This is a genomic window from Bacillus sp. MYb56 (assembly GCF_002976445.1).
In the GTDB taxonomy this organism is placed as follows: Bacteria; Bacillota; Bacilli; order Bacillales; family Bacillaceae_G; genus Bacillus_A; species Bacillus_A mycoides.
Genome location: NZ_PCOH01000043.1, coordinates 1 through 23,050 on the forward strand (window position 1 = coordinate 1; position 23,050 = coordinate 23,050).

The 23,050-nt window shown below is 33.2% G+C and carries 18 protein-coding genes and 4 pseudogenes; 15 read left to right on the forward strand and 7 right to left on the reverse strand.

The features are described 5' to 3' along the window. Positions 1 to 261: 261 nt before the first annotated feature. Positions 262 to 1,020, reverse strand: coding sequence for an NAD-dependent epimerase/dehydratase family protein (locus CQ058_RS27770; protein ID WP_002190251.1), 759 nt, complete (start codon positions 1,018 to 1,020; stop codon positions 262 to 264). A 142-nt stretch (positions 1,021 to 1,162) separates the two neighbouring features. On the opposite strand from CQ058_RS27770, the gene CQ058_RS27775 reads away from it, so the two are divergent. The 9 genes and pseudogenes from CQ058_RS27775 to CQ058_RS27810 all read left to right on the forward strand — a co-directional run bounded on the left by CQ058_RS27775 (position 1,163) and on the right by CQ058_RS27810 (position 9,295). Further along, a complete protein-coding gene (locus CQ058_RS27775) occupies positions 1,163 to 2,050 on the forward strand; it encodes a LysR family transcriptional regulator (protein ID WP_002190250.1) in 888 nt (295 codons plus the stop codon). 156 nt (positions 2,051 to 2,206) lie between these two features. Then, positions 2,207 to 2,441 (forward strand): annotated as a pseudogene (locus CQ058_RS32480) (GNAT family N-acetyltransferase); the annotation flags it as partial. Positions 2,442 to 2,827: 386 nt separating this feature from the next. Further along, complete coding sequence (locus CQ058_RS27780; protein WP_002084315.1) at positions 2,828 to 3,502, forward strand: response regulator transcription factor; 675 nt, start codon at positions 2,828 to 2,830, stop codon at positions 3,500 to 3,502. Continuing rightward, entirely contained in the window at positions 3,499 to 4,866 is a 1,368-nt protein-coding gene (locus tag CQ058_RS27785) for a sensor histidine kinase (RefSeq protein WP_002190247.1), read from the forward strand. Before CQ058_RS27780 ends, CQ058_RS27785 begins: the two co-directional genes overlap by 4 nt. 181 nt (positions 4,867 to 5,047) lie before the next feature. Beyond that, positions 5,048 to 6,028 carry an alpha/beta hydrolase gene (locus CQ058_RS27790; protein ID WP_002190246.1) on the forward strand — a complete coding sequence of 327 codons (981 nt, stop codon included), beginning with the start codon at positions 5,048 to 5,050 and terminating at the stop codon, positions 6,026 to 6,028. Positions 6,029 to 6,306: 278 nt separating this feature from the next. Next, positions 6,307 to 6,435 (forward strand): annotated as a pseudogene (locus tag CQ058_RS27795) (YjcZ family sporulation protein); the annotation flags it as partial. A gap of 493 nt (positions 6,436 to 6,928) precedes the next feature. After that, positions 6,929 to 7,378, forward strand: a pseudogene (locus CQ058_RS27800) (CPBP family intramembrane glutamic endopeptidase); the annotation flags it as partial. A 405-nt stretch (positions 7,379 to 7,783) separates the two neighbouring features. Further along, positions 7,784 to 8,314: an RNA polymerase sigma factor SigX gene (locus tag CQ058_RS27805; protein WP_002190245.1), complete on the forward strand. Its 531-nt coding sequence runs from the start codon at positions 7,784 to 7,786 to the stop codon at positions 8,312 to 8,314. A 3-nt stretch (positions 8,315 to 8,317) separates the two neighbouring features. Then, the gene (locus CQ058_RS27810) at positions 8,318 to 9,295 is read left to right on the forward strand and encodes a DUF4179 domain-containing protein (RefSeq protein WP_002190244.1); all 978 of its coding nucleotides are present in this window, start codon (positions 8,318 to 8,320) and stop codon (positions 9,293 to 9,295) included. Positions 9,296 to 9,802: 507 nt separating this feature from the next. Here CQ058_RS27810 and CQ058_RS27815 read toward each other — a convergent pair. The 4 genes from CQ058_RS27815 to CQ058_RS27830 all read right to left on the reverse strand — a co-directional run bounded on the left by CQ058_RS27815 (position 9,803) and on the right by CQ058_RS27830 (position 12,936). After that, positions 9,803 to 10,261, reverse strand: coding sequence for a CcdC protein domain-containing protein (locus CQ058_RS27815; RefSeq protein ID WP_002190243.1), 459 nt, complete (start codon positions 10,259 to 10,261; stop codon positions 9,803 to 9,805). Between the two features lie 105 nt (positions 10,262 to 10,366). Continuing rightward, on the reverse strand, positions 10,367 to 11,029 hold the full coding sequence (locus tag CQ058_RS27820; RefSeq protein WP_002190242.1) for a response regulator: 663 nt from the start codon (positions 11,027 to 11,029) through the stop codon (positions 10,367 to 10,369). Continuing rightward, complete coding sequence (locus tag CQ058_RS27825; protein ID WP_002185299.1) at positions 11,026 to 12,183, reverse strand: sensor histidine kinase; 1,158 nt, start codon at positions 12,181 to 12,183, stop codon at positions 11,026 to 11,028. The genes CQ058_RS27820 and CQ058_RS27825 overlap by 4 nt, the downstream gene beginning before the upstream one ends. A 246-nt stretch (positions 12,184 to 12,429) precedes the next feature. Further along, complete coding sequence (locus CQ058_RS27830; protein ID WP_105590095.1) at positions 12,430 to 12,936, reverse strand: hypothetical protein; 507 nt, start codon at positions 12,934 to 12,936, stop codon at positions 12,430 to 12,432. 183 nt (positions 12,937 to 13,119) lie between these two features. Between CQ058_RS27830 and CQ058_RS27835 the strand changes: the two are divergent. From CQ058_RS27835 to CQ058_RS27845, 3 genes and pseudogenes are all read left to right on the forward strand, one after another. Next, a pseudogene (locus CQ058_RS27835) lies at positions 13,120 to 13,266 on the forward strand (Tn3 family transposase); the annotation flags it as partial. Positions 13,267 to 13,391: 125 nt separating this feature from the next. Next, positions 13,392 to 14,825, forward strand: a complete 1,434-nt coding sequence (locus CQ058_RS27840; RefSeq protein ID WP_002190240.1) for an IS4 family transposase — start codon at positions 13,392 to 13,394, stop codon at positions 14,823 to 14,825. A gap of 590 nt (positions 14,826 to 15,415) precedes the next feature. After that, positions 15,416 to 15,853 carry an NUDIX hydrolase gene (locus tag CQ058_RS27845; RefSeq protein WP_105590097.1) on the forward strand — a complete coding sequence of 146 codons (438 nt, stop codon included), beginning with the start codon at positions 15,416 to 15,418 and terminating at the stop codon, positions 15,851 to 15,853. Positions 15,854 to 16,633: 780 nt separating this feature from the next. Here CQ058_RS27845 and CQ058_RS27850 read toward each other — a convergent pair. Next, positions 16,634 to 17,266 carry a lysozyme family protein gene (locus CQ058_RS27850; protein ID WP_002035240.1) on the reverse strand — a complete coding sequence of 211 codons (633 nt, stop codon included), beginning with the start codon at positions 17,264 to 17,266 and terminating at the stop codon, positions 16,634 to 16,636. Positions 17,267 to 17,533: 267 nt separating this feature from the next. Here CQ058_RS27850 and CQ058_RS31945 point away from each other — a divergent pair, with 267 nt between their 5' ends. Then, on the forward strand, positions 17,534 to 17,701 hold the full coding sequence (locus tag CQ058_RS31945) for a hypothetical protein (protein ID WP_002137499.1): 168 nt from the start codon (positions 17,534 to 17,536) through the stop codon (positions 17,699 to 17,701). A gap of 1,017 nt (positions 17,702 to 18,718) precedes the next feature. After that, positions 18,719 to 18,913: a hypothetical protein gene (locus CQ058_RS27855; protein WP_033732005.1), complete on the forward strand. Its 195-nt coding sequence runs from the start codon at positions 18,719 to 18,721 to the stop codon at positions 18,911 to 18,913. A gap of 168 nt (positions 18,914 to 19,081) precedes the next feature. On the opposite strand, the gene CQ058_RS27860 is transcribed toward CQ058_RS27855, so the two are convergent. Then, complete coding sequence (locus tag CQ058_RS27860; protein WP_002185304.1) at positions 19,082 to 20,338, reverse strand: ATP-binding protein; 1,257 nt, start codon at positions 20,336 to 20,338, stop codon at positions 19,082 to 19,084. A gap of 1,031 nt (positions 20,339 to 21,369) precedes the next feature. On the opposite strand from CQ058_RS27860, the gene CQ058_RS27865 reads away from it, so the two are divergent. Further along, positions 21,370 to 23,050 (forward strand): thioester domain-containing protein (locus tag CQ058_RS27865; protein ID WP_105590098.1); only part of this gene is annotated, 1,681 nt, incomplete at its 3' end.

The window sequence follows — 23,050 nt, forward strand, 5'->3', positions numbered from 1 at the left end:
TAGTAACGTGCTTTTAAGTTTAAGAATAGTCTAAATCCTTAAGTTGATGGATGTGTGGTGCTACCCCATTATGTTGAAAAGGAAAAGAACATCTGTGGAACTAGTGGTGACAATAGAGTTGTTCCACAAATGAGACAGAAGAATAGTGTGCTCTATCTGATAAAATTGGGATATTATGATTATAGAAACTGCAGCTATTGAAAATAGAACAAATAAAAGCTAAATAACAATAATATAATATCTTTTCTAGATATGCCTTTATCAAGAATCAAAGAATTTAATACCACTTAGTACAAAAGCATCAGAACTTGGGCTATAACCAACTAACTTTCTTGTTCCTTCAATATCAATTCGTTTAAACCTGTTGTTAGATACACCATGTAAAATTGAAAATGGAGGTAAGTTCTTTGCCGTCATCGACTTTAAGAGAAGGTCCATAAAATCTTCTGGGCTTAAGTATGCACTCATATCTCTAGCTGTTAGTGGTTTACCATATGGATTATAATCATCATATGCACCTATACGAATAGCAAGACTTTGTAACCCTTCTTCATAAGCAAAATAAGAAGCAACAGCCTCTGCAAAACACTTACTTACCCCGTACATATTTTTGGGTCTCGTGGGTGAATAAGTATGTGGTTGATAATCCAAAGGATAGCCTTCAATTGTTTGAGCACTGGAAGCAACTATCACTTTGGATACATTATTATCACTAGCAGCTCTAAAAATATTATAGGTTCCCTTTATATGATTTTCTAATAAGGAGCCATAAAAATCAGCATTTGGCGAAGGATTACCTGCCAAGTGTATAACTATATCTATACCTTTCGTTAATTCTTGACAAGCAGCTAAATCAGAAACATCTAAATATATGATTTCATGATTTGTATCTTTAAAAGTTTCTAAAGCAGATAAGTTAATATCTGCTAGCCGTAACTGGTAATTCCCTTGCTTATCTAGGAATCTTGTAACATCTTGGCCAATCTTACCTGCAGCACCTGTAACTAAAATTTTTTGCATTTCACTTCATCCTTCCATAAAAAATACATCCCTTGTCAAGGGTCATATAATAGAGCATGCACTTATTGTATGTTGGTAATGGCATTAAATAAAACGAAGAAATATAATGGAGACATGAATAAAATTCATGAGGAGGACCATAGTGACTTTAACAAAATATGAAATATTTAACAAAGTGGCAGAACTCAATAGTTTTACAAAAGCTGCAGAAGTGTTAGGTTTCACCCAATCTGCTGTAAGTCATGCAATTAGCAGTTTGGAAAAAGAGTTTTCCTTTCCTTTATTTATTCGTAATCACTCTACTTTAACATTGACCAAAAATGCAGAGGAGCTTTTAATTACCGTTCGGAAAATTTTATACTATAACAACATGCTGAAGCAGGAAGTAGCCGCTATCAATGGGTTCCAAAAAGGAACAGTAAGAGTGGGGGTTTTTTCGAGTATTTCTAAAAACTGGATTCCTGGTATTCTTAAAAAAATGGAGGAAAAGTTTCCAAATATTGAAATCGAATTACTGGAAGGAAACTATGCTGAGGTTGAGAATTGGTTACAAAACGGGAGATTAGATTGTGGATTTATTAATAATGATACTTACTTTAAATCCTTTGAAAAATCCTTTGAAATCGTACAATTGAAGAGGGATCGACTTTTATGTGTTGTATCTAACCAATCCCCATTATGTAAGGAAAACCAAGTATCAATGCAACAAATAGAAAATGTACCTTTTATTATGCCAACATATCAGTGTTATGATGATATTCAAAAAATATTTAGGGAGAATAAAGTTAGCCCCAATATTCGATTCGAAAATATGAATGAATACTCAGTGATCTCCATGGTGGAGAATAATCTAGGAATTAGTATATTGCCAGAAATGATTATACCGACATCAAAAATTTCTTTTGCAGCAATTCCACTTGAAAGTGATAGCTATCGAACTATTGGATTAGCTATAAGAAAACCAACCTCACTCGCGACTAAGAAATTTTCTGAGATTACTAAAAGGTGGGTATCATTTGAATCAATTTAATTTTGCCAAAATCTGAGTTATTTAAACTGATATGGTTCTTCTTGAACGGAGCAGATTAATTCAATAAGCAATGAGAAAAAGTTATATATTATGTGTCGATGTAGAACTATAATATACAAAAATCAGGAGGTAATTATATAGTAATATATAAATTATATGACAGAACACCCTAATAACTTTGACTAATTACTAAACCTATATGAATCTTTATGATGGAATTCACTTAAATCAACAAGTAATGATTTGGAACGAATGTGCAATCAAAGTTGATACGCCATACGCATTTGATGAAAAATAATTAGTGGGTATGGGACGTGTTATTTCAGATGGTGTAATTACTGGAGTAGTTTGGGGAATATGTGTTCTATCAATCTATCTGTCCGAAGGAATCGCCGCCATGTACAAATCGTGCTGGGCAATTGAATCATTTTTCCGCTGGATTTAGCTGGATTTGAACGTTCCCGTATTGTTTGGCACAACATCCAATGCGTTGTTCAATCAGTTATTCACAGCTATAATTGCCTATGCTTTGCTGAAATTTCTTCGTGCACAAGGCCAAAAGACAAAATAAACGCTTGTCATTTGCAGGTTTCACATGCCTGTTTCTTTGTGAAGCCTTGTCAATTGAGTGGCAAATTAGTTTGAAAGAAACACTTGAATTCTACAGGTCGATAAATCAAGAAACTGTATTACTTTGGTTAATCAACATACGTGTTAATTTATAGTATAATGATTGCTTGAAATAATGCGGTGGAAAACAGGGAAAAGAGGGAACCGATGCCTACTATACTAGTTGCTGACGACGATGCGAACATTCGCGAACTCGTCTGTTTATTTCTACGCAACGACGGATTCGCAACAGCTGAAGCAGCGGACGGCAAGGAAGCACTGGCCGTCTACATCTCAACGAATGTCGATCTTGTCGTACTTGACATTATGATGCCGATTATGGATGGTTGGACGTTAAGCAAGGAGCTCCGAAGAGCCAATCCTGATCTACCTTTACTTATGCTGACTGCGAGAGGAGAAACATGGGAGAAAGTGAAAGGTTTCGAACTTGGGACGGACGATTATTTAACCAAACCATTCGATCCGTTAGAGTTGACGGTTCGTGTTAGGGCACTACTCAAACGATACAAGATTGGCTCCACGCAGAAGATCCATTTCGGGAACGTCATCCTTGATCGACAGACCTATAAGGTGATGAACGGGACGGAGTCGCTTAAGTTGCCGCTAAAGGAGTTCGAATTGCTGTATAAGCTCGCTGGAACACCCGGACAAGTCTATACGCGCGTGCAGTTGATCGACCAGATTTGGGGTATCGATTACGCCGGAGATGATCGAACGGTAGACGTACATATTAAACGGCTGCGTGAACGGTTCGCGACAACACCCGATTTTCGGATCGAAACGGTGCGCGGGCTTGGGTATCGGCTTGAGGTTTATGAATGATCAGATCCTTATATATACGTGTTGTCCTGACATTTTTAGTCTCCATCATCGGGGGCACGATCATTTCTTTTTTGGTGTCAACTTGGATATTCGAAGATAAATTGAACGAAAACGCTCAAATCAACTCACGTAACTTTGGCCAAGACATCGTCCGGATTTACAAGACCTTTCCGTTACGTGAAGCGGACTTGTTCGTAAGTGAAATGAAGCAGCTCGATTCTTATTATATTCGAATTTACGAAGCAACGGGTCAGTTCAAGTCTTACGGTAAACTTCACGGACACAAACCTGCGCCTGTGACGATGGAGCAACTAAAGAAAGTATTAGATGGAGGTGTTGTTCAGGACACTCCTAATGGTATTGCCACGGTCCTCTTAGGGTTGCCGTTGAAAACGGAAATGGGAACGAAAGCGATATTTTTGGAAGCGCTCGCCCCTCCTTCAGCCTCTTTTGTCACAAAGTGGGCATTGGTCTTTGCAACATGTTCGTTGATTGCAGGAAGCTTATTGATTCTAGTTGCCTCTGTATTCCTGGTAAGACCGATAAAAAAGCTGACAAAAGCGACCAAGCGGATAGCATCTGGAGATTTCAACGTCAAGTTGAATATTAAGCAAACGAGTGAGCTGGGTACTTTGGCTCGCAGCTTCGAAGAAATGATGCACGATCTGCAGCAACTTGAGCAGATGCGCAGGGAATTCGTAACGAACGTGTCGCACGAGGTTCAGTCTCCGCTCACTTCGATATCCGGTTATGCTCTAGTGCTTAAGCAAGTTGACCTTTCAGAATACGAACGAAGCCGTTATCTTGATATTATCATCGCTGAAGCGAAAAGGATGTCCAAAATGAGCGATAACCTGCTAAAGCTGAGTTTTCTTGAATCGCAGTCAAAGCAACTGCGGCTCGTCACGCTCAGCCTCGATGAACAAATCCGACGGATAATCGTGGCGCTCCAGCCACAATGGTCTGCTCGCGATATACATTTCGAGCTTGATTTACAGACAGTTAAAGTAACGGCTGATCATGACCTGTTAAATCAGGTATGGACGAATATCCTCAGAAATAGCATCAAATTTTCCGAGGATGCCGGCGTGATTAACGTAAGCATCAAACAAGATATCAAAAACGTGACAATCCTAATATCCGACACTGGTATTGGTATTCACCTTGACGACCAGAAGCGTATATTCGAGCGTTTTTTTAAGGCCGATCGTTCCCACAGTCGTAAGTATGACGGAAGTGGTATGGGACTCGCTATCGTTAAACAGATCGTGTCGCTTCATCAAGGTGACATCCGAGTAAAAAGTGAACCTGGTCAAGGAACGACCTTCATTGTCACCTTGCCAATCACTACACCAACAGATTAGTTAGATTCATTCTCTATGCTACGACTCATATGCAAGCTTACTTGCATATAGAGCCGTAGCATTTTTTTGGCAGTTCATATTCAGTTCATATTGTCGTCATGGTGAGTACATCTTCATTGGTTAAGTTTTCATTACAGGCACATGAAGGAAGGCAAACAGATCAGGACAGGAGAAGATGACAGTGACACAACAAGAGGAAAAGAAAACGCTGAGTGGAATGAAAATAAAGAAAGTGCGAAACATCTTACTTAAAATCATAGGAGCAATCGTTCTAGCCATTGTACTTTTTTTAGGTATTGTTTATATCGTAAATGTGATGAGTAGTCATTCGGAGCAAAAACGAATAGTCCCCTACGGGCAGCACGTATCTGTAGACGGGAAAAACATGAATGTGTTAATTCAAGGCGAGGGCGAGGAAACGATCGTGCTCCTGCCTGGTTATGGAACAGCTACTCCAGGGCTTGATTTTAAGCTTCTTATCGATGAATTATCTCCATTTTACAAAGTTGTTGCGGTAGAGCCTTTCGGTTATGGATTAAGTGATGAAACTGTAAAAGAGCGGACCACGGAGAATATGGTAAGTGAAGTTCATGAAGCTCTACAGCAGCTTAATATTAACAGATACATGCTCATGGGCCACTCCATTACAGGCATTTATGGAATTGATTATGTGAACAAATATCCAAACGAGGTGACTGCATTTGTCGGAATCGATAGCAGTGTTGCAACACAACCGGGTATGGATATCAATTTTCCATTAAAAACGTTTGCATATCTCAAAAAATCAGGTCTCTTAAGATTGGCTATGAAAATCAGTGCTGACCCCTATGCTGGACTGGCATTTGATGAAAAAACCGTAGAGCAAATGAAAATGATTTCGAATAAAAACATGTATAATGACACAACCTTGAATGAGATGGATCATATTTCGTCTAATTTTAAAGGGGCTCAAGGTTTAATCTTCCCTAAATATCTTCCACTTCTTCTCTTTGTACAAGCGAATAATGAAGATGTAGCAGGATGGATACCTCTGCATGAAGGGCAGATCAAAGACTCGGTACATGGAAAAGTAGTAACCATGGATGGATCACATTATTTACACCATACCAAATTCAAAGAAATCGCTGAAAACGTTAGACTATTTATGAAAGAAGTAAAGTAAGTGTTCAGAGAAAGGTTCATTCGTTATTTTATGCATTTGTCTACAGTCTGCACGACCATCATTTCGATGGTCTTTTTTATGTCCAAACAGTTGTATATTTCCAAACCAAGATTATACTTTCGCCTGAAAGACATTGGGTTTCATTTTCATATTAACTAACGAGGCAGGTGTGCGGCCGATCCTAGGTCGTATCATATAACGGGTGGGATTCCCGTCGAGTAAGAACTAGCCATTCGCTCGTAGCGAGTCTTGGAGGGCTAAAGGTAACTTTAGTCTTTAAGCGTAGACAGTTAGGTGGCGGATTTGCTTTACTGATCGTTCTATTCATCCTGTTAATCATTATAGGATGTAGTTGTTGGGGCGGCGGTAGCGGCGGATTCGGTTACTATAAAAAGGGGTACTCATAAGAGTGTCTTTTTTCTCAATATAAGAACTCTAAGAATATGATATTATTTTAATGCAAATTCCCTTTTGTGCAATGAGATAGTAATGCCTAACAAAAAAACCACCTATTTCCGTAGGTGGGCCTTATCTTTATTACACAATATCAAAGTATACTCTCTTTTTCTCGTGAATTTTATGTAATTATACATATTTGTAAAAATTACATAAAATAAATATTACATGTAGTAAAATATAAATTGTGGACACGTTCTATAAAGCTGATTCTCCGATTAGAAGGCGTAACACATCTCAACCATATAGGTGTGGTGTGGCGTTGCTTTAATCTAGCCAAACAAACGATCTCGATTCTCTTGTATTTGTACACTAACAATCTGTTGAAAATAAATGATTCTGTTTTATAGGACGTGTTTACTTAATGTCCAATACATATTATTAAATTAAAGTGGTTCAAGTCGGAGGAAGGCACCTTAGGGTGTCTTTTCTTTATGGGGTCTCACCACATCGGTATCTGACTTATTTTTTATGTTTATCATGCAATTTTTTGTTGTTGCATTTATTGAGGAAATCTTTTTTCGTGGATTTATGCTCAAAATGTTGTTTTCAAAGGGGATAAAAAAATCAGTTTTGATTTCAAGTTTTTTGTTTGGTATCACCCATTTATTACAACTAATTGGTGGGCAGTCTATTAAAGATACCATTTTACAAATCATATATGCATTTTTAGTTGGACTTGTTCTGTCCTTACTTATCGTAAATAAGCAATCAATTATTATCACCATTACTTTCCACGCTTTTAATAATTTCTTTAATTTTATGGGGAATGTTCAAGCCTCGTCGCTTTTTGCATATATTATTATTGCAATTTTATTCTTCTACACCATATATTTATGGAAACGTGCTAATAAAAAAGAGTGTATTCGACAGGAAATAAATATAGCAGTTTGAGTTGTGATATTACCTTTTCAGTATAGAGGGCAGCCTGGTACCACAATATTACCTTTAAAGGGGCTTGCTGCATGCTCATCAACTTAAGAGATTAATTATTCCCCTAAAATGAAAAAATACGGTATTCTTTCTGTAGAATCATAGGAAAGGATGGCGTTTTTTTCATTCTAGGGGGCATTTCTTTTTTATTAGCTTGATAGCGATGTGGCGGTACCCCATTAATAGAAAACTACTGCAAGAGTTATAGTTTTATGTTTTCATTTCCCTTTTGGCATTTATCTTTTAATCAGATGAATGCTTTTTTTAGTACATAATAAAAAAATAACCAGAAAAACTGTCACAAAATCCGTTTTTCTGGTTTCTCTATAATACAGGCATCAAATTGAAAGTGAGGTTTAAACTAACATGTTAACCATAGAAAATGAAGAAAGTCATGCTTCTGATATACCTTTTGAAGATTTATTTAAGCAGTACTATGCTTATGCTGTGAAACAGATTATATGGATTGTTAAGGATCAATCTATCGCTGAAGAGTTAGCACAAGAAGTGTTTTTACAATTATATCGTAGCGACTGGAAAGTAATTGAAAACATACCTGGATGGTTGATTAAATCTTCTACTTATGTAGCTTATAACCATTTGCGATCTGAAAAAAGGCAACAAGCGAAGATTGATAAAGAAATACAATACCATGAAGTACAAAATGTTTCATCATTAGACGATGATTGGATAAGAAAAGAAGAAATTACAAAGGTACAAACGATACTAAATAAAATGAATGATCGAGAACGAACCCTTTTACTAATGAAATTCTCTGGTTTTCAATATAAAGAAATTGCAGAAATACTTCAAATTGAAATATCTTCTATTGGAACATTATTGGTCCGAGCCAAAATGAAATTTCGCAAGATTTATAAACAAATGGAGGAGGCATAACAAATGAAATGTTATGATATCGGATTTATTCAAACATATATTGATGGAGAACTTTCTCATGATATAAGAAAGGAATTCACAAAGCACCTAGATACATGTGAAGCATGCCAAGATTTATTAGTAGAAATTAGTAAATTAAATCAATGGGAAAACGTAATGCTAGATGAAGAATCTGCAAGTTCACCACAAGAAATCAAAATTGATATAGAACAAGCATGGAAAATATTTGAAAGTCGTTCCAAGCTAGACAATGTTTCTAATATAAATCACAAAAAACAACAGAAGAAGGGACTCTTTACAAACATGAGTAAAAAATCAAAACGTTTCATGTATACAGCAGTAGCTGCAGCAGCACTGTTCACAACAGCAATGATTCCACAAGTACAAGTAGCGGCTACAAATGTTGCCTCATATTTTTCTGATGCAATTACAAATGATAAAGTTGTAAATGAAGGAATACAAGATGAAAATGGTGTAACACAAGATATGATGAAGAATGGTGAATATATTCCTATTGATGAAAAAATTACAGATCAAGGTATTACTGTACATTTCAAAGAATTATATATCGCAGATTCACGTATATCAGTTCATTATAGAATGGAAAAAGCTGACGGAAGTTTAGTACCATTTGAATTTGATACATCAGGATTAGAGCTCGAAAGTGATGGTAAAATTAATGGGCAACAAGAGGAAAACCCTGAGATTAAACATGAAGGGAGACTATCATTTATCCATGATTCAGATGACCGTCTTCCTTTTGAACTTATGGCAGCAGGTAAAAAATTAAATGATGTAGGTATTCGTGATAATGATAAACCCGAAGGTGTTGCTACATTTGTTATAGTTTCTGGGGGAAAAGACGATTTTAAACAGCCCCTTACTTTAGATGTAAATATAAATAGAATTGGAAAAGTAATTGGATCTTGGAAAGGTGAAATTCAAATTGATACTTCACATCTGAAAAATAATACTAATTAAAATGAAAAAAAGAATAGAACAATATGTATCTAATGCTCAGTTTATATGTTTTCTTGTTTTCGTTACATTTATTTCTTATATAGTTTTTACTCTATCTTTTATTTATGATTTAAGTTTATAACCTTAAATCAATCATTTAAGACCATTACAAGAAAAACCTCCCTAAAAAAGTAGGAAAATAAATAACCGGTCCCTTAACGTATAAGGAATCGGTTATTTTGTATCTAAAATGTGTCTAAACTTACAATTTTCTTTTTTGATATGGTGCCCCTATAGAGAAAGAATTTTTTCGTTTAGGGGGTACTTCAAAACCTTAACTTGATGGCGATGGGGTCCCGCCACATCACCATCAAGCTAAAAGTACGAATTACCCCAAAACAATAAGTACGAGCAAAATGCACAAAATTTTCGTTCTGGGGTATTTGTTTTTCTTAGCTTGATAGCAATGTGTTGGTGTTAGAAAAACACTGAAATTTGCTACACTACAAAAATTACCCTTAGCAATAGTTAATGTTTTGAATGCATCAAACTTTTTGCTTTTAAGTATAGAATCACTCTTCTTATACACTCACTCGCCGCAATAAAGCAAAAAATACCATTCGTTACTAAACCTAGCGCATACTGACTTGAACCTTTAAAAATATACGTTACAATAAAACGTAAAATAAATACAACAATCCATATACCTAAGGCGATATAAGAATTTTTAGCATAAACCTTCCCATTATTTTTATCGATTCGTATTATAGTTGTAGAACTACGCACAGCTCCTACAATTCCTCCAAGAGCAAGTAATACTACAAATAGACCTGTTTCTATTAATGTGAGATCGTTAAATACATGAGTAAATGTATAGCATGCGATCAATACAGGAGCAATCCACATTCGTTGAACTTTCAATTCCCTTTCTTTTAGTTGAAGGAGAATTATAAGAATTAAAATAATAAGACCAGTTGTATTATCCATGCTATACTCTCTTTCTTTTTTATTATGATCTGTTTAATTTCAATTAGAAAAACACTATGTTAATTTAAAATTTTATTCTTTTTACTACATACAGCAGATATCACTTTACAATTTTTTTCGAATTGCCATTACAGCTGCTTGTGTACGATCTGTTACATCTAGTTTTTGAAGAATATTGTGGATATGAGTTTTGACTGTCCCTTCGGAAACATAAAGGATTTTAGCTATTTCATGGTTTTGTTTTCCATAAGCTAATAATTGTAAAACATCAATCTCCCGCTTAGTTAGAGTTTCCGTATATTCAAGTTCTTCGCCAGCTAAATTATAATCATTATTATCGTATTTTATAAATTGTGTAAAAGCTTGATTTGCTGTCGTGCTATTATAAATCATTGCCCCTCTATTCATAGATCGAATACTATCTAGCATTTCCTCCGTTTCAGTATCTTTTAATATATAACCCACTGCACCAGCTCGAATACCATCTAAGACATATTGTTGTACATCAAATGTTGTTAATAGGACAACCTTTGTGTTTGGTAATATACTCATAATGTTTTTAGTAGCCATAATGCCTGATAAGTCAGGCATTTGAATGTCCATAATTACCATATCTGGTGCAGTTTCTAAAGCCACTTTAATTGCTTCCTTACCGTCTTTACATTCCCCAACTATCTCCATGTCATCTTGCATTTCAATAATATAGCATAGGCCTTTTCGAACAAATGGTTCATCATCAGCTAGCACAATACGAATCTTTTCTGTCATACTTCTCCTCCATTTTTCTGAATTGGAATAGTGGCTTCAACTCGAAGTCCTTTTGGTTCATTTAGAAAAAAGGAACAATTACCTCCAACTGATTTACAGCGTTTTATCATACCATTGAGTCCAAAGCCATATTTTAATGGCTTATCCCCTGTATATATACCATTATCATCAATTGTGAGTTTTACTACTCCGTCTATTTCTGTTACGTTTACAATAACAGAATCTGCATTAGAATGTCGTAAGACATTAGTTAAAGACTCTTGTAGAATGCGATACAGAGTTGTACTTTCCTCCATCGTCCACTCTGTTATATTTCCAGCTTGAATGAACTCAATTTGTAATAAAGAATTTGCTTGAACCTGTGAAATCAATCCTTTTAAAGAAGTAAGCCCGAGATCTTTTTCATCACTTGTCCATTCTCTAACAGCAACTCGGATCTCCTCCATTCCTTTTCGTGCCACCTTTAAAAGTTCTTCAACATGATCTTGGGCAGCAACAGGATCTTTCCTTAACATAATCTTAAGAGCCTGTAATTGAATAATAAGTGAGGTCATTTGATGTCCAAGTCCATCATGAATCTCTCTTGCTAATTTTGTTCTTTCCGTAAAAGCTGCATATCGCATAGAAAATACCGTTGTTTCTTGTAGTTCAGCATGTGCTTCGTCTAATTCTTTTAGTTGTTTTTGATTTTTTTGATATGCGTCTCTTAGCTTGGATGTACTTCGGATCGAGACATAGAGGCCGATAATAATTAATGTTTCTTGATAAGGAAACGTATTCGTATGTATAAATAGAATAATAACTATCCCCGTTATAGCAGCTAAAATTGTCGTTATTCGTTGCCACTTTGGTTCTGCAGCGGCAAGAAAAACTATGAGTGGCCATAACGCATAATTTGGAAAATTCGGATGAGAAAAATATAATACACATGATATGCTTATTAATATACTCGTAAATAAAGCGTACTTCCTTGCATTCCACCAAGATTTTGGTGAATACAACATCCATAGATAAATTGTTACAAAAACGCTACAAACCCATATTGCAAAGGTACCATGAGGTGCGAAACCTTTATAAAAAAATACGCATATTAAGATGCTTCCTATCGCATTTCCTGCATGACTATCAATCATTTTTAAAAATACTTTTTCCATGTACTTATTCCCTCCCAACCTTACTGTTTAGTTTCTATATTTCTTGGCTATAGATGAATATCCATTTCTTGATTTAAAGGTTGGAAATTTACAACTCCCAATTATAATAGTTCATAGTTGAGTTAAATTCCTTTAATGCATATCATCTAAAATCTGAAATTAAAAGAATAATGAAGTAGTTATTATAGTGTGTTTGTTTTTCCTACTTCATTATACAAAAGAAGTTGTTTTTCTTAACCTATTTCTTTAATTTGCTTTTAGATTTTTTCTATATCTTTGTATCCTAATCACAATTCCAATAGTACGAATAACTACCATCGCAATTGTAAAAAATACGAAAGCAGGGGCTATAACATTAAAATCCAAGTGATTCGATACCATGAAATCTATAAATTGTTGTGGATACCAGTCTGTCGCTACATAAGCTAATAAGACACGCCATCCAAGTCCAATAATCCATAAACATAAATAAGGAATACCAGCAGTTACGTACGCTTTATTGTCAGAACCATATTCTACTTTCACAGTAAAAAGCATTAGCCCTCCCATGATCATGCCGACCATTGTCATGATTATGAGTGCGGTCATATTTGAACCTGAGGTAGGTATTTCCTCGACGAATAAATAAACACTTATACCACAAAGAATAAATGGCAATACAGCCTTTGTGGTTGTAAATACTTTCCTTCCGATTTGTGTTAATAATACAATTGTTAAAAATGCACCAATCATTATCCAAGCTTGAGTATTCAAATTAAAACCCCCATAAAGTATAAATTTATTGTTTATTTGCTTACTTACTGGAGGATTGTAACATCCCTAATATTTTAGAACATCTATCTGAAAGATGATTTTTTTGAATACCCTCTATCTATAGATAGAGTTTTTTATGATTCTTTTGTGAAAAAAGCCACTTGAATATATATAACTGGATATATGGGACGCATTGAAAAAACACTGTTTATCCTAGACTATATTTCTAGCGAAACTTTACGCTGGCGGATTCAAAGGGGGTTGAATAAAGGAGAAGCTATGAATGCATTAGCACGCGCAATTTTTTTCGGGAAACACGGTGCTTCGAGAACGGGCATTACAAGACCAATTAGGGGTAGCACCACATCGCTATCAAGCTAAGGTTTTACACTACCCATAAAGCAAAAAAGGCGTTATCCTTTCTGTAGAATTATAAGAAAGGATGGCGTTTCTTTATGAATCTTTCGATTCTTGATGAATTTCAACCGATTGCTGAAGAATTACAACGACATATGTCTTCTCATGTTCTAGAACACTTAGCCAAAGAAAAAGGATTCGTTCAGCGAAAGAGTAAATATCAAGCAAAGGAGTTAGTTGCTTTATGTGTATGGCTTAGTCAACAGGTCGCAAGTACATCACTCACGCAATTATGTAGCTGTCTTGAAGTATCTACAGGTGTTCTTATAAGTCCTGAAGGACTTAACCAACGATTTAATGCTTCCGCAGTAAAGTTTCTTGAACAAGTTCTAGCTAACCTTCTAACCCAAAGAATTCATTCAACACAAGAAATAATTCATCAATATACTACGAACTTCAAGCACATTCGGATTCTAGATTCTACAACATTTCAGCTTCCAGATAAGTTTTCTTCACATTATCAAGGTTCAGGTGGAAGTAGCCATACGGCAGGAGTCAAAATTCAATTAGAGTATGACTTATTGAGCGGGAAGTTCCTGTACGTTTATGTAGGAGAAGGAAGAGAAAATGATAAAGCCTTTGGTTCCACAAGCCTAAAAAACATTCAATCCAAAGACTTGTATATAAGAGATTTAGGTTACTTTGACTTACATGACTTACAAAAGATCCAGGATAAAGGAGCTTACTATGTCTCACGTTTGAAATTAAATTCTCGAATCTATCGTAAGAATGATGAGCCAGAGTATTTTCACAATGGGACCGTGAAGAAAGGAACACTCTATATTCAATTAGATATGGAAGAACTCATGAATCAATTGTCCCCTGGTCAAACAATGGAAATTTCAGAATCATACATTGGACAGTATCAAAAATTACCAGCTCGTGTTATTATTCATCGATTAACAAAGGAACAAACAGAGAAAAGATTGAAGGCACAAGCCAAAAAAGAAAAAAAGAAAGGTATTACCTACAAAGAAAGAAGTAAACGGTTGAGTGGAATCAACGTGTATATTACGAATCTTTCTGCAGAAAATGTTCCAACGGAACATATCCATGACTTGTATTCATTACGCTGGCAAATTGAAATTTTGTTCAAAACATGGAAATCTTTCTTTCAAATTCACAAGTGCAAAGAAATTAAGAAAGAACGCTTAGAATGCCATTTATATGGGCAACTTATTAGCATTTTACTCTGTACATCTACCATGTTTAAAATGCGTCAGTTACTCTTGAATAAGAAAAAGAAAGAGTTAAGTGAATACAAATCCATTTATATGATAAAGAATTATTATCTATTGTTTTACCAAGGATTACAAAAGGGCACCCAAGAATTATCAAAGATTTTCCTACGTCTGTTCAATCTTTTAGAGAAAAACGGACGGAAATCTCACCGTTACGAAAAGAAAACAGTCTTTGATATCCTAGGCGTTATGTATGAGTGTACGTTGTTAAAGGGTTTCAAAGTTGCATAATATTTTTCAAAACACCCTTTTGGTAGGTTTATTTGTTATGCATATTTTTAGTGTAGTCGTAGAAATTTCAAAAAAATACACTCACATATACCCTCTTGTATCCTTAGCTTGATAGCGATGGGGTCCCGCCAACATAACGCGAATTTCGTACGCTAAGGAACTTTTTATTTAAAAAACTTGGTTTTCCGTATATTAAGAGTGTTCCATAAACGGTATTTGATGTTTGATATAAAACTTTGTTTTTGGTAATGAGTTTTTGAACTGAATTTTAAACATATTTCAGTCAGTTTTGATAGATATAAATAAAGTTCCTTAAACGACCGTTTTAGGGACTATTTGGACCGGTTAGTCAACATGTGATACCGCCAGCATTTCGAAAAAAAACACGCTAAGCAAATTAAATAAGAAATAAGCAGGTTTTTATCACGTTAAGAGTAAACCTATTTATGAAAAATAAAATTCTTAAAAAATGGAGAGCCGATACCATAAACCTGCATTATTAATGTAGAATTTTGATGTTGGCTCTTTATTTACTAAAATAGCAAGTTAGTGAATAAATTGTTCATATTTTTTCGAGAGGAGGTTAAGCAATGAGAGCGCCGTATCAAGTATTGATATTTCCTTATATAAAAACTGATGATTCCATTCAATATGGCATTTTTAATCGAAGTGATTATGGTTATTGGCAAGGAATAGCTGGTGGTGGAGAAGATGGTGAGACTCCTATTGAATCAGCAAAACGGGAAGCATTTGAAGAGGCTGGTATTACAAGAGAAAGTCCATATATAAAACTAGATTCTGTGTCTTCACTACCAGTAGAGGATGTAGTTGGTGAATTTCTTTGGGGCGAAGATGTTTATGTAATAAAAGAATTTTCTTTTGGAGTTAAAGTTCCTACAAAAAATATTAAATTATCTAAAGAACACTTCAAGTATAAATGGTTGTGCTTTGAGGAAGCCGTAACGCTTTTAAAATGGGATAGTAACAAAACAGCTTTGAGGGAATTAAACAAAAGGCTGTTAAAATAATTTAAGTGTTAGTTAACAAAGCCGATAATAGAAATCACACATTAAACATATATTTATACGCGTTGTTACTATACGCTAAGGAATAGTAATAAAAAGATGATGCCGATAAAACTATATAAAAACCAAAAGAATCCTAAGATGGGGAATGTTTTATGAAAATTAAGCATGGTAAACCTCCTTGGGTATATAAAGGATTATAATACATCGTTGGTCTATTTAGAATACTAACCATGAATTGGAGGGCATTAGGCATGGTTAAACTAATAGAAATGATACATTAAACGTATTTAATGAGTCTGCTAGGTATAAAGATAATTGATAATCATACAATGATATGGAAGGGCCTTTTCTAACGTGTTAGTTACCTCAACGTATATGTATCTCTTGGCGCCTGGGCGAGGGTGCTTTTTTTATTGCACATTATAATATGGACAAGCATAATATTATGTAACAGGACGAGTTCTTCGTGTCCTATTCAATGCTCAGGATAAACCCCAATTCACATTGAGAGCACCAATAGCGAGGGTGCTCTCTTTTTATTGAATCTACATTTATTTTTATGCCTAATGAATTCGCTAAGTGGATACTATTTCATGTAAAATGGTGATTTTATTTATATTCTGGATAGATTTCTTGCGAAATATGTAACTAGAGCCGTATTTAAATTGAAATATGATACGATAGTTGTATATATACATTTAGATGGTAAGAGGGGATAAAAGTTGATGAAAAACCATATAAAAGTAAATGGAAAACTCCTTCAAACAAATATATACAATTTTAATTTTTTTGGAGGCGTTCTTCAATAAGTTTTGCTTTTTCATTCACTTTTGTTGTATATGTGAAATCACCGTAACAATATGGATATCTAAAATTTTGTTTATTTCCACCACAAGTGTATGTAGCTGGATTCTGATCAACTTTCAACTTAGAAAACTGTTTAGCTGTATCTTCCGAGTGTTGTTTAGCTTCTTGATTGGCAATAAAATCAATATAGCCTGGCCCCATATTATAGCTTTGAATAATTGTATCCATGCTAACACCTTTTTCTTCTCCATATCTATACATTTGAACAAAGTGCTTTACCCCTTGTTTAATGCTCAAGTTTATCTCTTGGATTTCATTTGGCTTTAATCCAAGTGATTCGGAAGATTGCATAGGGTCGTTGCCCTCACCCCTACTCTCGTGGTACATAATTCCTAGTAAAATTGCTGTTTTTTCTCCCAAATTATATTTTTCTAATTCTTTTTTCATGATGGGCTCATATTGCAATAAACGTTCCTCGGTAGCAAACGCTTTATTTTTTTGAGTATTGGTTTTGTCATTAAAATATAGTATCCCGATTATTGTTCCTAACCCTAAAATACTAATAAAGAATAATATAATAGTTTGTACTTTTCTCTTATTCTTCAAATATTACTCCTCCTTTTACAAGAAACCCTATTTTCAATGGTGGCTGGTTATTAAAAAAATTCAATAATTCTCTATTTCCCAGCTTTTTTAGACTCGAAAATTTTTTTCTAAATGCTAAGTTTAATAGAAAAATTTAAAGATAAGGTAAAGATAAGATAAAGATAAAATAAAGTCCATTTTTTAGGGTATCCATTATGTGTTCTAAAGGCTCCAGATTCAAGAGATATATTATCTACATAACCCATAAGAGAGAAGGAGGTAAGCAAAATGTCACTTGAAACAGACATAATTCTTTCTTTATTAGATATAAAACTGTGGATGGCCCATCATTCGGAAATTAGTCGCTTAAAAATAAAAAAAAAATTAAAATCAGAACCGTACCTCAATAAGTCTTCAAGTGTTAATAAAAGAAAACTATATAAGGTGAGGGAATAAAGATTCAACACCAATGATTATCAATAATTGAAGTGCTAATGATTATAATAAAAAGAACCTTCAATAGGTTCTTTTTTATAGTTGGTAAATATGTTATCAACAATAGATGGTAATAAAGATAGAAATTTAGACACTTTTTATTAATGGGCTAAGTTTTCTTAGGAAGAAATCTATTTCTCATGACTGATCGCTAGATATAACAGGATATATCATTTATTAATTTTGGTGGGTGATTTAGCTTTTTGAGTTTACCACACTAAAATTTAAATTTTGTTTAGGGACAAAATGTTAAAGTGTTACATTCTGAATTAACAGAAAATTAAGGCGGTAAAAATCCTATTAAATCTTTTATCAGGTAACTCATATTTCTTTGGCCTTATTTTCATGGTATTACCGAACGTTTATATGTCTCTAAGGGAAAGAAATACTTTAAGTTTTATTACCATCTAATGTTTGATTAAGATGGTAACATGAAAATAAAACGTTTACAACTAGAAAATAAAGAAAAAATATAAAAATTCGACTTTTTTCGACATTATTACTATGAGAGAAAGAATCTAAATTAAGTAAATCTTATATTTAGAGGGGATATTTACCTTATACATAACGGTTAAAACATTTGCAAATGTTTCACGAGTAATTAAAAACGTCGAATATAAAATTATATTGTGACAATTTTAAACGAACATACTTTATAATTCATACTTAGACTAATAAATTAATTACTAATAAATTAAATACGCTATATTTAATAGAGTATAATACGGAATATTTAACTTTAATGTTCCATATTATATATAATTATGAATCATTTAACATATTTGTTGCGGAAAATTTTGACATAAGATATTTTAAATATTAAGCACAGAAATATTTCAAAGAAAAAGAGCTATTTTAAAATGTACCCTAAAAACGTTTTTCCTAAAAAGTAGTAAGATTTTGCAAAACGTTTCTGTGCCTAATTAGATGAAAATAATATAATAAATTGTTTAAAAGAGATAAAAATAAGTTACTTTTATGGAGAAATATACATCTCATACTATTAGAATTATGTCAAATTGTAGTTTGCAAATTACATTTCAAAGTATAAAAGGGGCATTTATTGCAGCTCGAATATCTATTACTGATTTATTGCATAAAAAAGTAGCTGCACAAAAGTACAGCTACTTTTTTCTTGAAAACATTATTATGCAAATAGCATACTTAACGTAAACTTGCGCTTAACGGTACTTGTGAATAAATTGTGAAATTGCTGCTCTATGTTTCTAACTAACATTTTTGCACCAGAACCATATAAAAAGAGGACGAATAGTTACGTCTTCTTTTTATATGGTTATATTAGCTACAAAATAATATCATTTAAATAAATCTTCTATTATATTAGCAGGGGATAGTGATAGAAAAGTGTGTTCCTTTTCCTAGTTCACTTTCTATCTCTATATCTCCGTTTAATTCTTTAATAATACTGTACGCAATCATAGTACCAAGCCCAGTACCTTTTTCTGTTGTTGAATAAAATGGCAAGGCAATACGTTTTATTTGTTGGGAAGACATTCCTATTCCTGTATCAATAATATCAATTACAATATTACCTTTTATTTTTTGTATATTTATTTGTAATACGCCACCATTTTTCATAGCCTCAATTCCATTTTGTATGATGTTGGTTAGACATATTTTAAATTTTTCAGTATTAGCATTTATGTAAAGGGAATCTGTTGTAATATGCTGTTTTATTTCAACATTATATGAAAGAGCGAGTGGTGAAATATTATCTTTCACTTGATTTAATATGTAATTAATATCTAGTTCCTCTTTTATAATGTTTTGTGGTTTGGTTAAAGATAAATAGTTATTAATAGTAGATTGTATTTGCTGCATTTCAAGTAACATAATTTCTAAGTACTTATCTTGAGACATCTTAGCACTCTCATCTTCATTTAGTAATTGAGTGAATCCACGTACCGTGGTCAGTGGATTATGAATTTCATGCGCGATCGATGCAGCTAGTTCGCTAGCTATATAAAATTTTTCTGCTCTTTGCATTCTTTCTTTTATTTTATATTTCTCGATCATTCCTTCTATTAAATAAACTGATAATAATACTGTGAAAATATTTATGATTATATAATTGAATAAAAATTCAATGAGAGTAGAGTCAATTTTAACACCTGTATTTATTTGCGTTACAATACCGCAGATAGAAAGGGAAGTTGTACATATCAAAATAAGTAGAATACTTAATAATATCTTCTTTTCCTTGAAATAAGTAGGTGACAAGTAACGAAACATGATTGTAATAACAGAAATAATAGTAAAGATAATAAATGATGGGAAGACTCCGCTTCCACCTAAGTAAAATCTATAAGAAAGATATAAAACTCCAATACAAATAATGCTCTTTGTATTTCCATATAGAAAAACTAATATAATGGGAATAAAACGTAAATCATAAATGAACCCAGCGTGTAAATGAAAAGGAAAAGTCATACAAAAAATAATTGCAATGGAGGAAAGTACAGAAATTAATATATTATTACATGCCATTTTTTCTTTATGTTCTAGCCAAAATACTTGGTAACTAAGGATACAAATAATAATAATAAATGTATTTAATAATAGTGTAGGAATTCCCATAGTTTATACCTCTCTGAGAGTTTGTAAGTAGGATTATGTATGTGTTTAATCTAGGTGTTTGATTTTATTAGATTTTCTATCTTTAAAAAAGAAAAGGAAGGGCACTTGAAAAAGTGCTTTTTTACCATTTATATTAAAATCGATGAGGAAGATAGAAATAAAAAGTTACTTTTACTTATGAACAAAAAACTTGAAAGTAGCCCTTGTATAGGTAAAAGATAAAGCAAATTACAGAAATAGTTACGTTTCTCTGGAGTGAATATTCCGAAAAAACATTGTGTATGGCGAAATCCATTTTATAACCTTCGCCATATTAACATGTAACTTATTAAATTACAAAGAAAAAAATTAAAAATTATTATTTTTTTGTTATTTTAATTTATTTAAAAACGTAAAAGTATTCAAGAGGTTACCATTGAGATGCTAGGGTACTTAGACCAATATTCGAACTTAGTAATAACGTTGTTACTTTTTTACTAATATTCTTAATACTAATTTTAGTATAATTAATTGATTGAAAGTTCTAATAATTATCTGCGTGCCCCTTTTTTTATATCATTTTATATTAAATACAATGATATTTATTGTCACATAATAATGCAAATTTCCAGTAAACTAATAGAAAAAATCCTATAAAAACATAATTTACTATCTTTTATATAAACATTGCAGGTGTAAATGCAATAAAATTTCATTATTAATACATATATTCAATCTGAAAATATCTGTTTACATATTAAAATATCTTTGTAGTGGTCCTTCATGCCAAGAATCGTTTCCGTACTCCAACTACCGTTATTCTAGTATTTTACCAAGTTTCTTATTTTGCTAAGGTATCCTAATATTGTTACTTTTGTGAAATGGAATGTTTTAATATTATAATTTATAGTGGTTGTTGAGAAAATAAATAATTTGTAAAAATAATATAATATTTGTAACTTTATGTCTTATAATATGAAATATCTTCGTTGTGATTATTTTAAATATTCGAATAATACATCGGATTCATTTTATCTAGGGAGGTTTTAAAATTGGGGAGAAGAGTTGTTAAAAGAGTTTTTGCATTATTATCAGTACTAGCATTATTCTTTAATGTGTTTCTACCGAAGGCAAATGCGGAGGTTATGACGCATGAAAAGTATTCAATGAACTGGAGTTATAGCAACAGTTTAGGTAAGTACATTCGAACTGAAATTATTAAAAATTCAAGCGGTCAAATTGCTTATTGTTTAACTCTTGGCTTAAAATCACCAAATGGTGAAGATCTTCCTGAAATGGGGAAAACAGATAATGTAGTATATAGGGTTCTATTAAATGGTTTCCCACAAAAAAGTATAGAACAACTGGGAGTAGCTAATAAGAATGAAGCACATTATGCAACTCAGCTTGCGGTTTGGAATGCATTAGGTCAACTTGATGTAAATGAATTAAAGCATGAAAATAAAAATGTTGAAAAAGCGGCTAAGACAATTATTAATGCTGCAAATACAAGTGAAGATACTCAAGATATTTTTATGAATGTGATTCCTGCTGAAAAGCAAAAGGCAGAATTAAAGGGTGAGTTTTTTGAAACAAACCTATACACAGTACAAACAAATGCTAAGAGTGGTTCTTATAAAGTAGTAGCGAAAAATGCACCTAATGGAGTTAAAATTGTTAGTGAAAATGGAGAAGTGAAAGATCAGCTTTCACTTGGGGAAAAATTCCGTATCCAAATTCCTAAAGATACAAAAACAGGTGAATTTAATCTAAGTGTTGCTACAAATTTAACTAAAGTTCAAGCAATTGCTTATCGCGGTACTGATACTGTTCAGAATGCTACAGTGCTACTAGAAAGAAATGAGGAAAAGCTTAGTAGTGACCTTGCAGTAAATTGGGAAGCTGCTGGTTCTTTAAAAATTAAAAAGGTTGGGGAAAATGGAGAAATATTAGCTGGTGCAGTATTTGAAGTCTTTAATGCAAATAATGAATCAGTTGGAAAAATCACGACGGGTGCTGATGGTACTGCAGAATTAAATAACCTACCAATTGGTACCTACATAGTAAAAGAAATTAAAGCACCAACAGGTTATGTTTCAGGTGATAAACCACAAACTATTGAAGTTAAGACAGGGGAAATAGGAGCTGTTCAAGTAGTAAACAACAAAGTAAAAGGTAACATCGAAATAAAAAAACTTAGTGATTCAGGTAAGATGTTACCTAATGTTGAATTCACGGTCTTTACTGAAGATGGAAAAGAAGTGAAAAAAGTAGTAACAAAAGAAAATGGAATTGCAAATGTTGATGGTCTTACGTATGGTAAATATTATTTCTTAGAGACAAAAACACCTAATGGATATATTGGAAATAAAACAAAGTATCCTTTTGAAATTAAAGAGCACAATAAAACACTTACTTTTACAGTGGAAAATACAGAAGTGAAAGGTAGTGTGAAATTACTAAAAGTAGATAATGAAGATATCAGTAAAAAATTAGAAGGTGCAGTATTCGAGCTAAAAGATGCAAGCGGGAAAGTAATTGGGGAATATAAGACAGATAAAAATGGTGAAGTTAACGTCAAAGATTTAGCGTATGGTAAATATTCATTTGTAGAAAAGGCTTCTCCAAATGGTTACGTTCTTATTACAGAACCGATTGTGTTCGAAATAAAGGAACACGGAAAAATTATTGAGCTATTAGCAGTTAATCATCTTATCAAAGGTGATCTGGAAA

Coding starts and splice junctions, on each gene's coding strand:
- CQ058_RS27860 (WP_002185304.1), bottom strand. CDS start 20,338: ATGGGAATTCCTACACTATTATTAAATACATTTATTATTATTATTTGT.
- CQ058_RS31945 (WP_002137499.1), top strand. CDS start 17,534: ATGTCACTTGAAACAGACATAATTCTTTCTTTATTAGATATAAAACTG.
- CQ058_RS27845 (WP_105590097.1), top strand. CDS start 15,416: ATGAGAGCGCCGTATCAAGTATTGATATTTCCTTATATAAAAACTGAT.
- CQ058_RS27840 (WP_002190240.1), top strand. CDS start 13,392: ATGAATCTTTCGATTCTTGATGAATTTCAACCGATTGCTGAAGAATTA.
- CQ058_RS27780 (WP_002084315.1), top strand. CDS start 2,828: ATGCCTACTATACTAGTTGCTGACGACGATGCGAACATTCGCGAACTC.
- CQ058_RS27805 (WP_002190245.1), top strand. CDS start 7,784: ATGTTAACCATAGAAAATGAAGAAAGTCATGCTTCTGATATACCTTTT.
- CQ058_RS27810 (WP_002190244.1), top strand. CDS start 8,318: ATGAAATGTTATGATATCGGATTTATTCAAACATATATTGATGGAGAA.
- CQ058_RS27815 (WP_002190243.1), bottom strand. CDS start 10,261: ATGGATAATACAACTGGTCTTATTATTTTAATTCTTATAATTCTCCTT.
- CQ058_RS27855 (WP_033732005.1), top strand. CDS start 18,719: ATGGAGAAATATACATCTCATACTATTAGAATTATGTCAAATTGTAGT.
- CQ058_RS27785 (WP_002190247.1), top strand. CDS start 3,499: ATGATCAGATCCTTATATATACGTGTTGTCCTGACATTTTTAGTCTCC.
- CQ058_RS27820 (WP_002190242.1), bottom strand. CDS start 11,029: ATGACAGAAAAGATTCGTATTGTGCTAGCTGATGATGAACCATTTGTT.
- CQ058_RS27825 (WP_002185299.1), bottom strand. CDS start 12,183: ATGGAAAAAGTATTTTTAAAAATGATTGATAGTCATGCAGGAAATGCG.
- CQ058_RS27770 (WP_002190251.1), bottom strand. CDS start 1,020: ATGCAAAAAATTTTAGTTACAGGTGCTGCAGGTAAGATTGGCCAAGAT.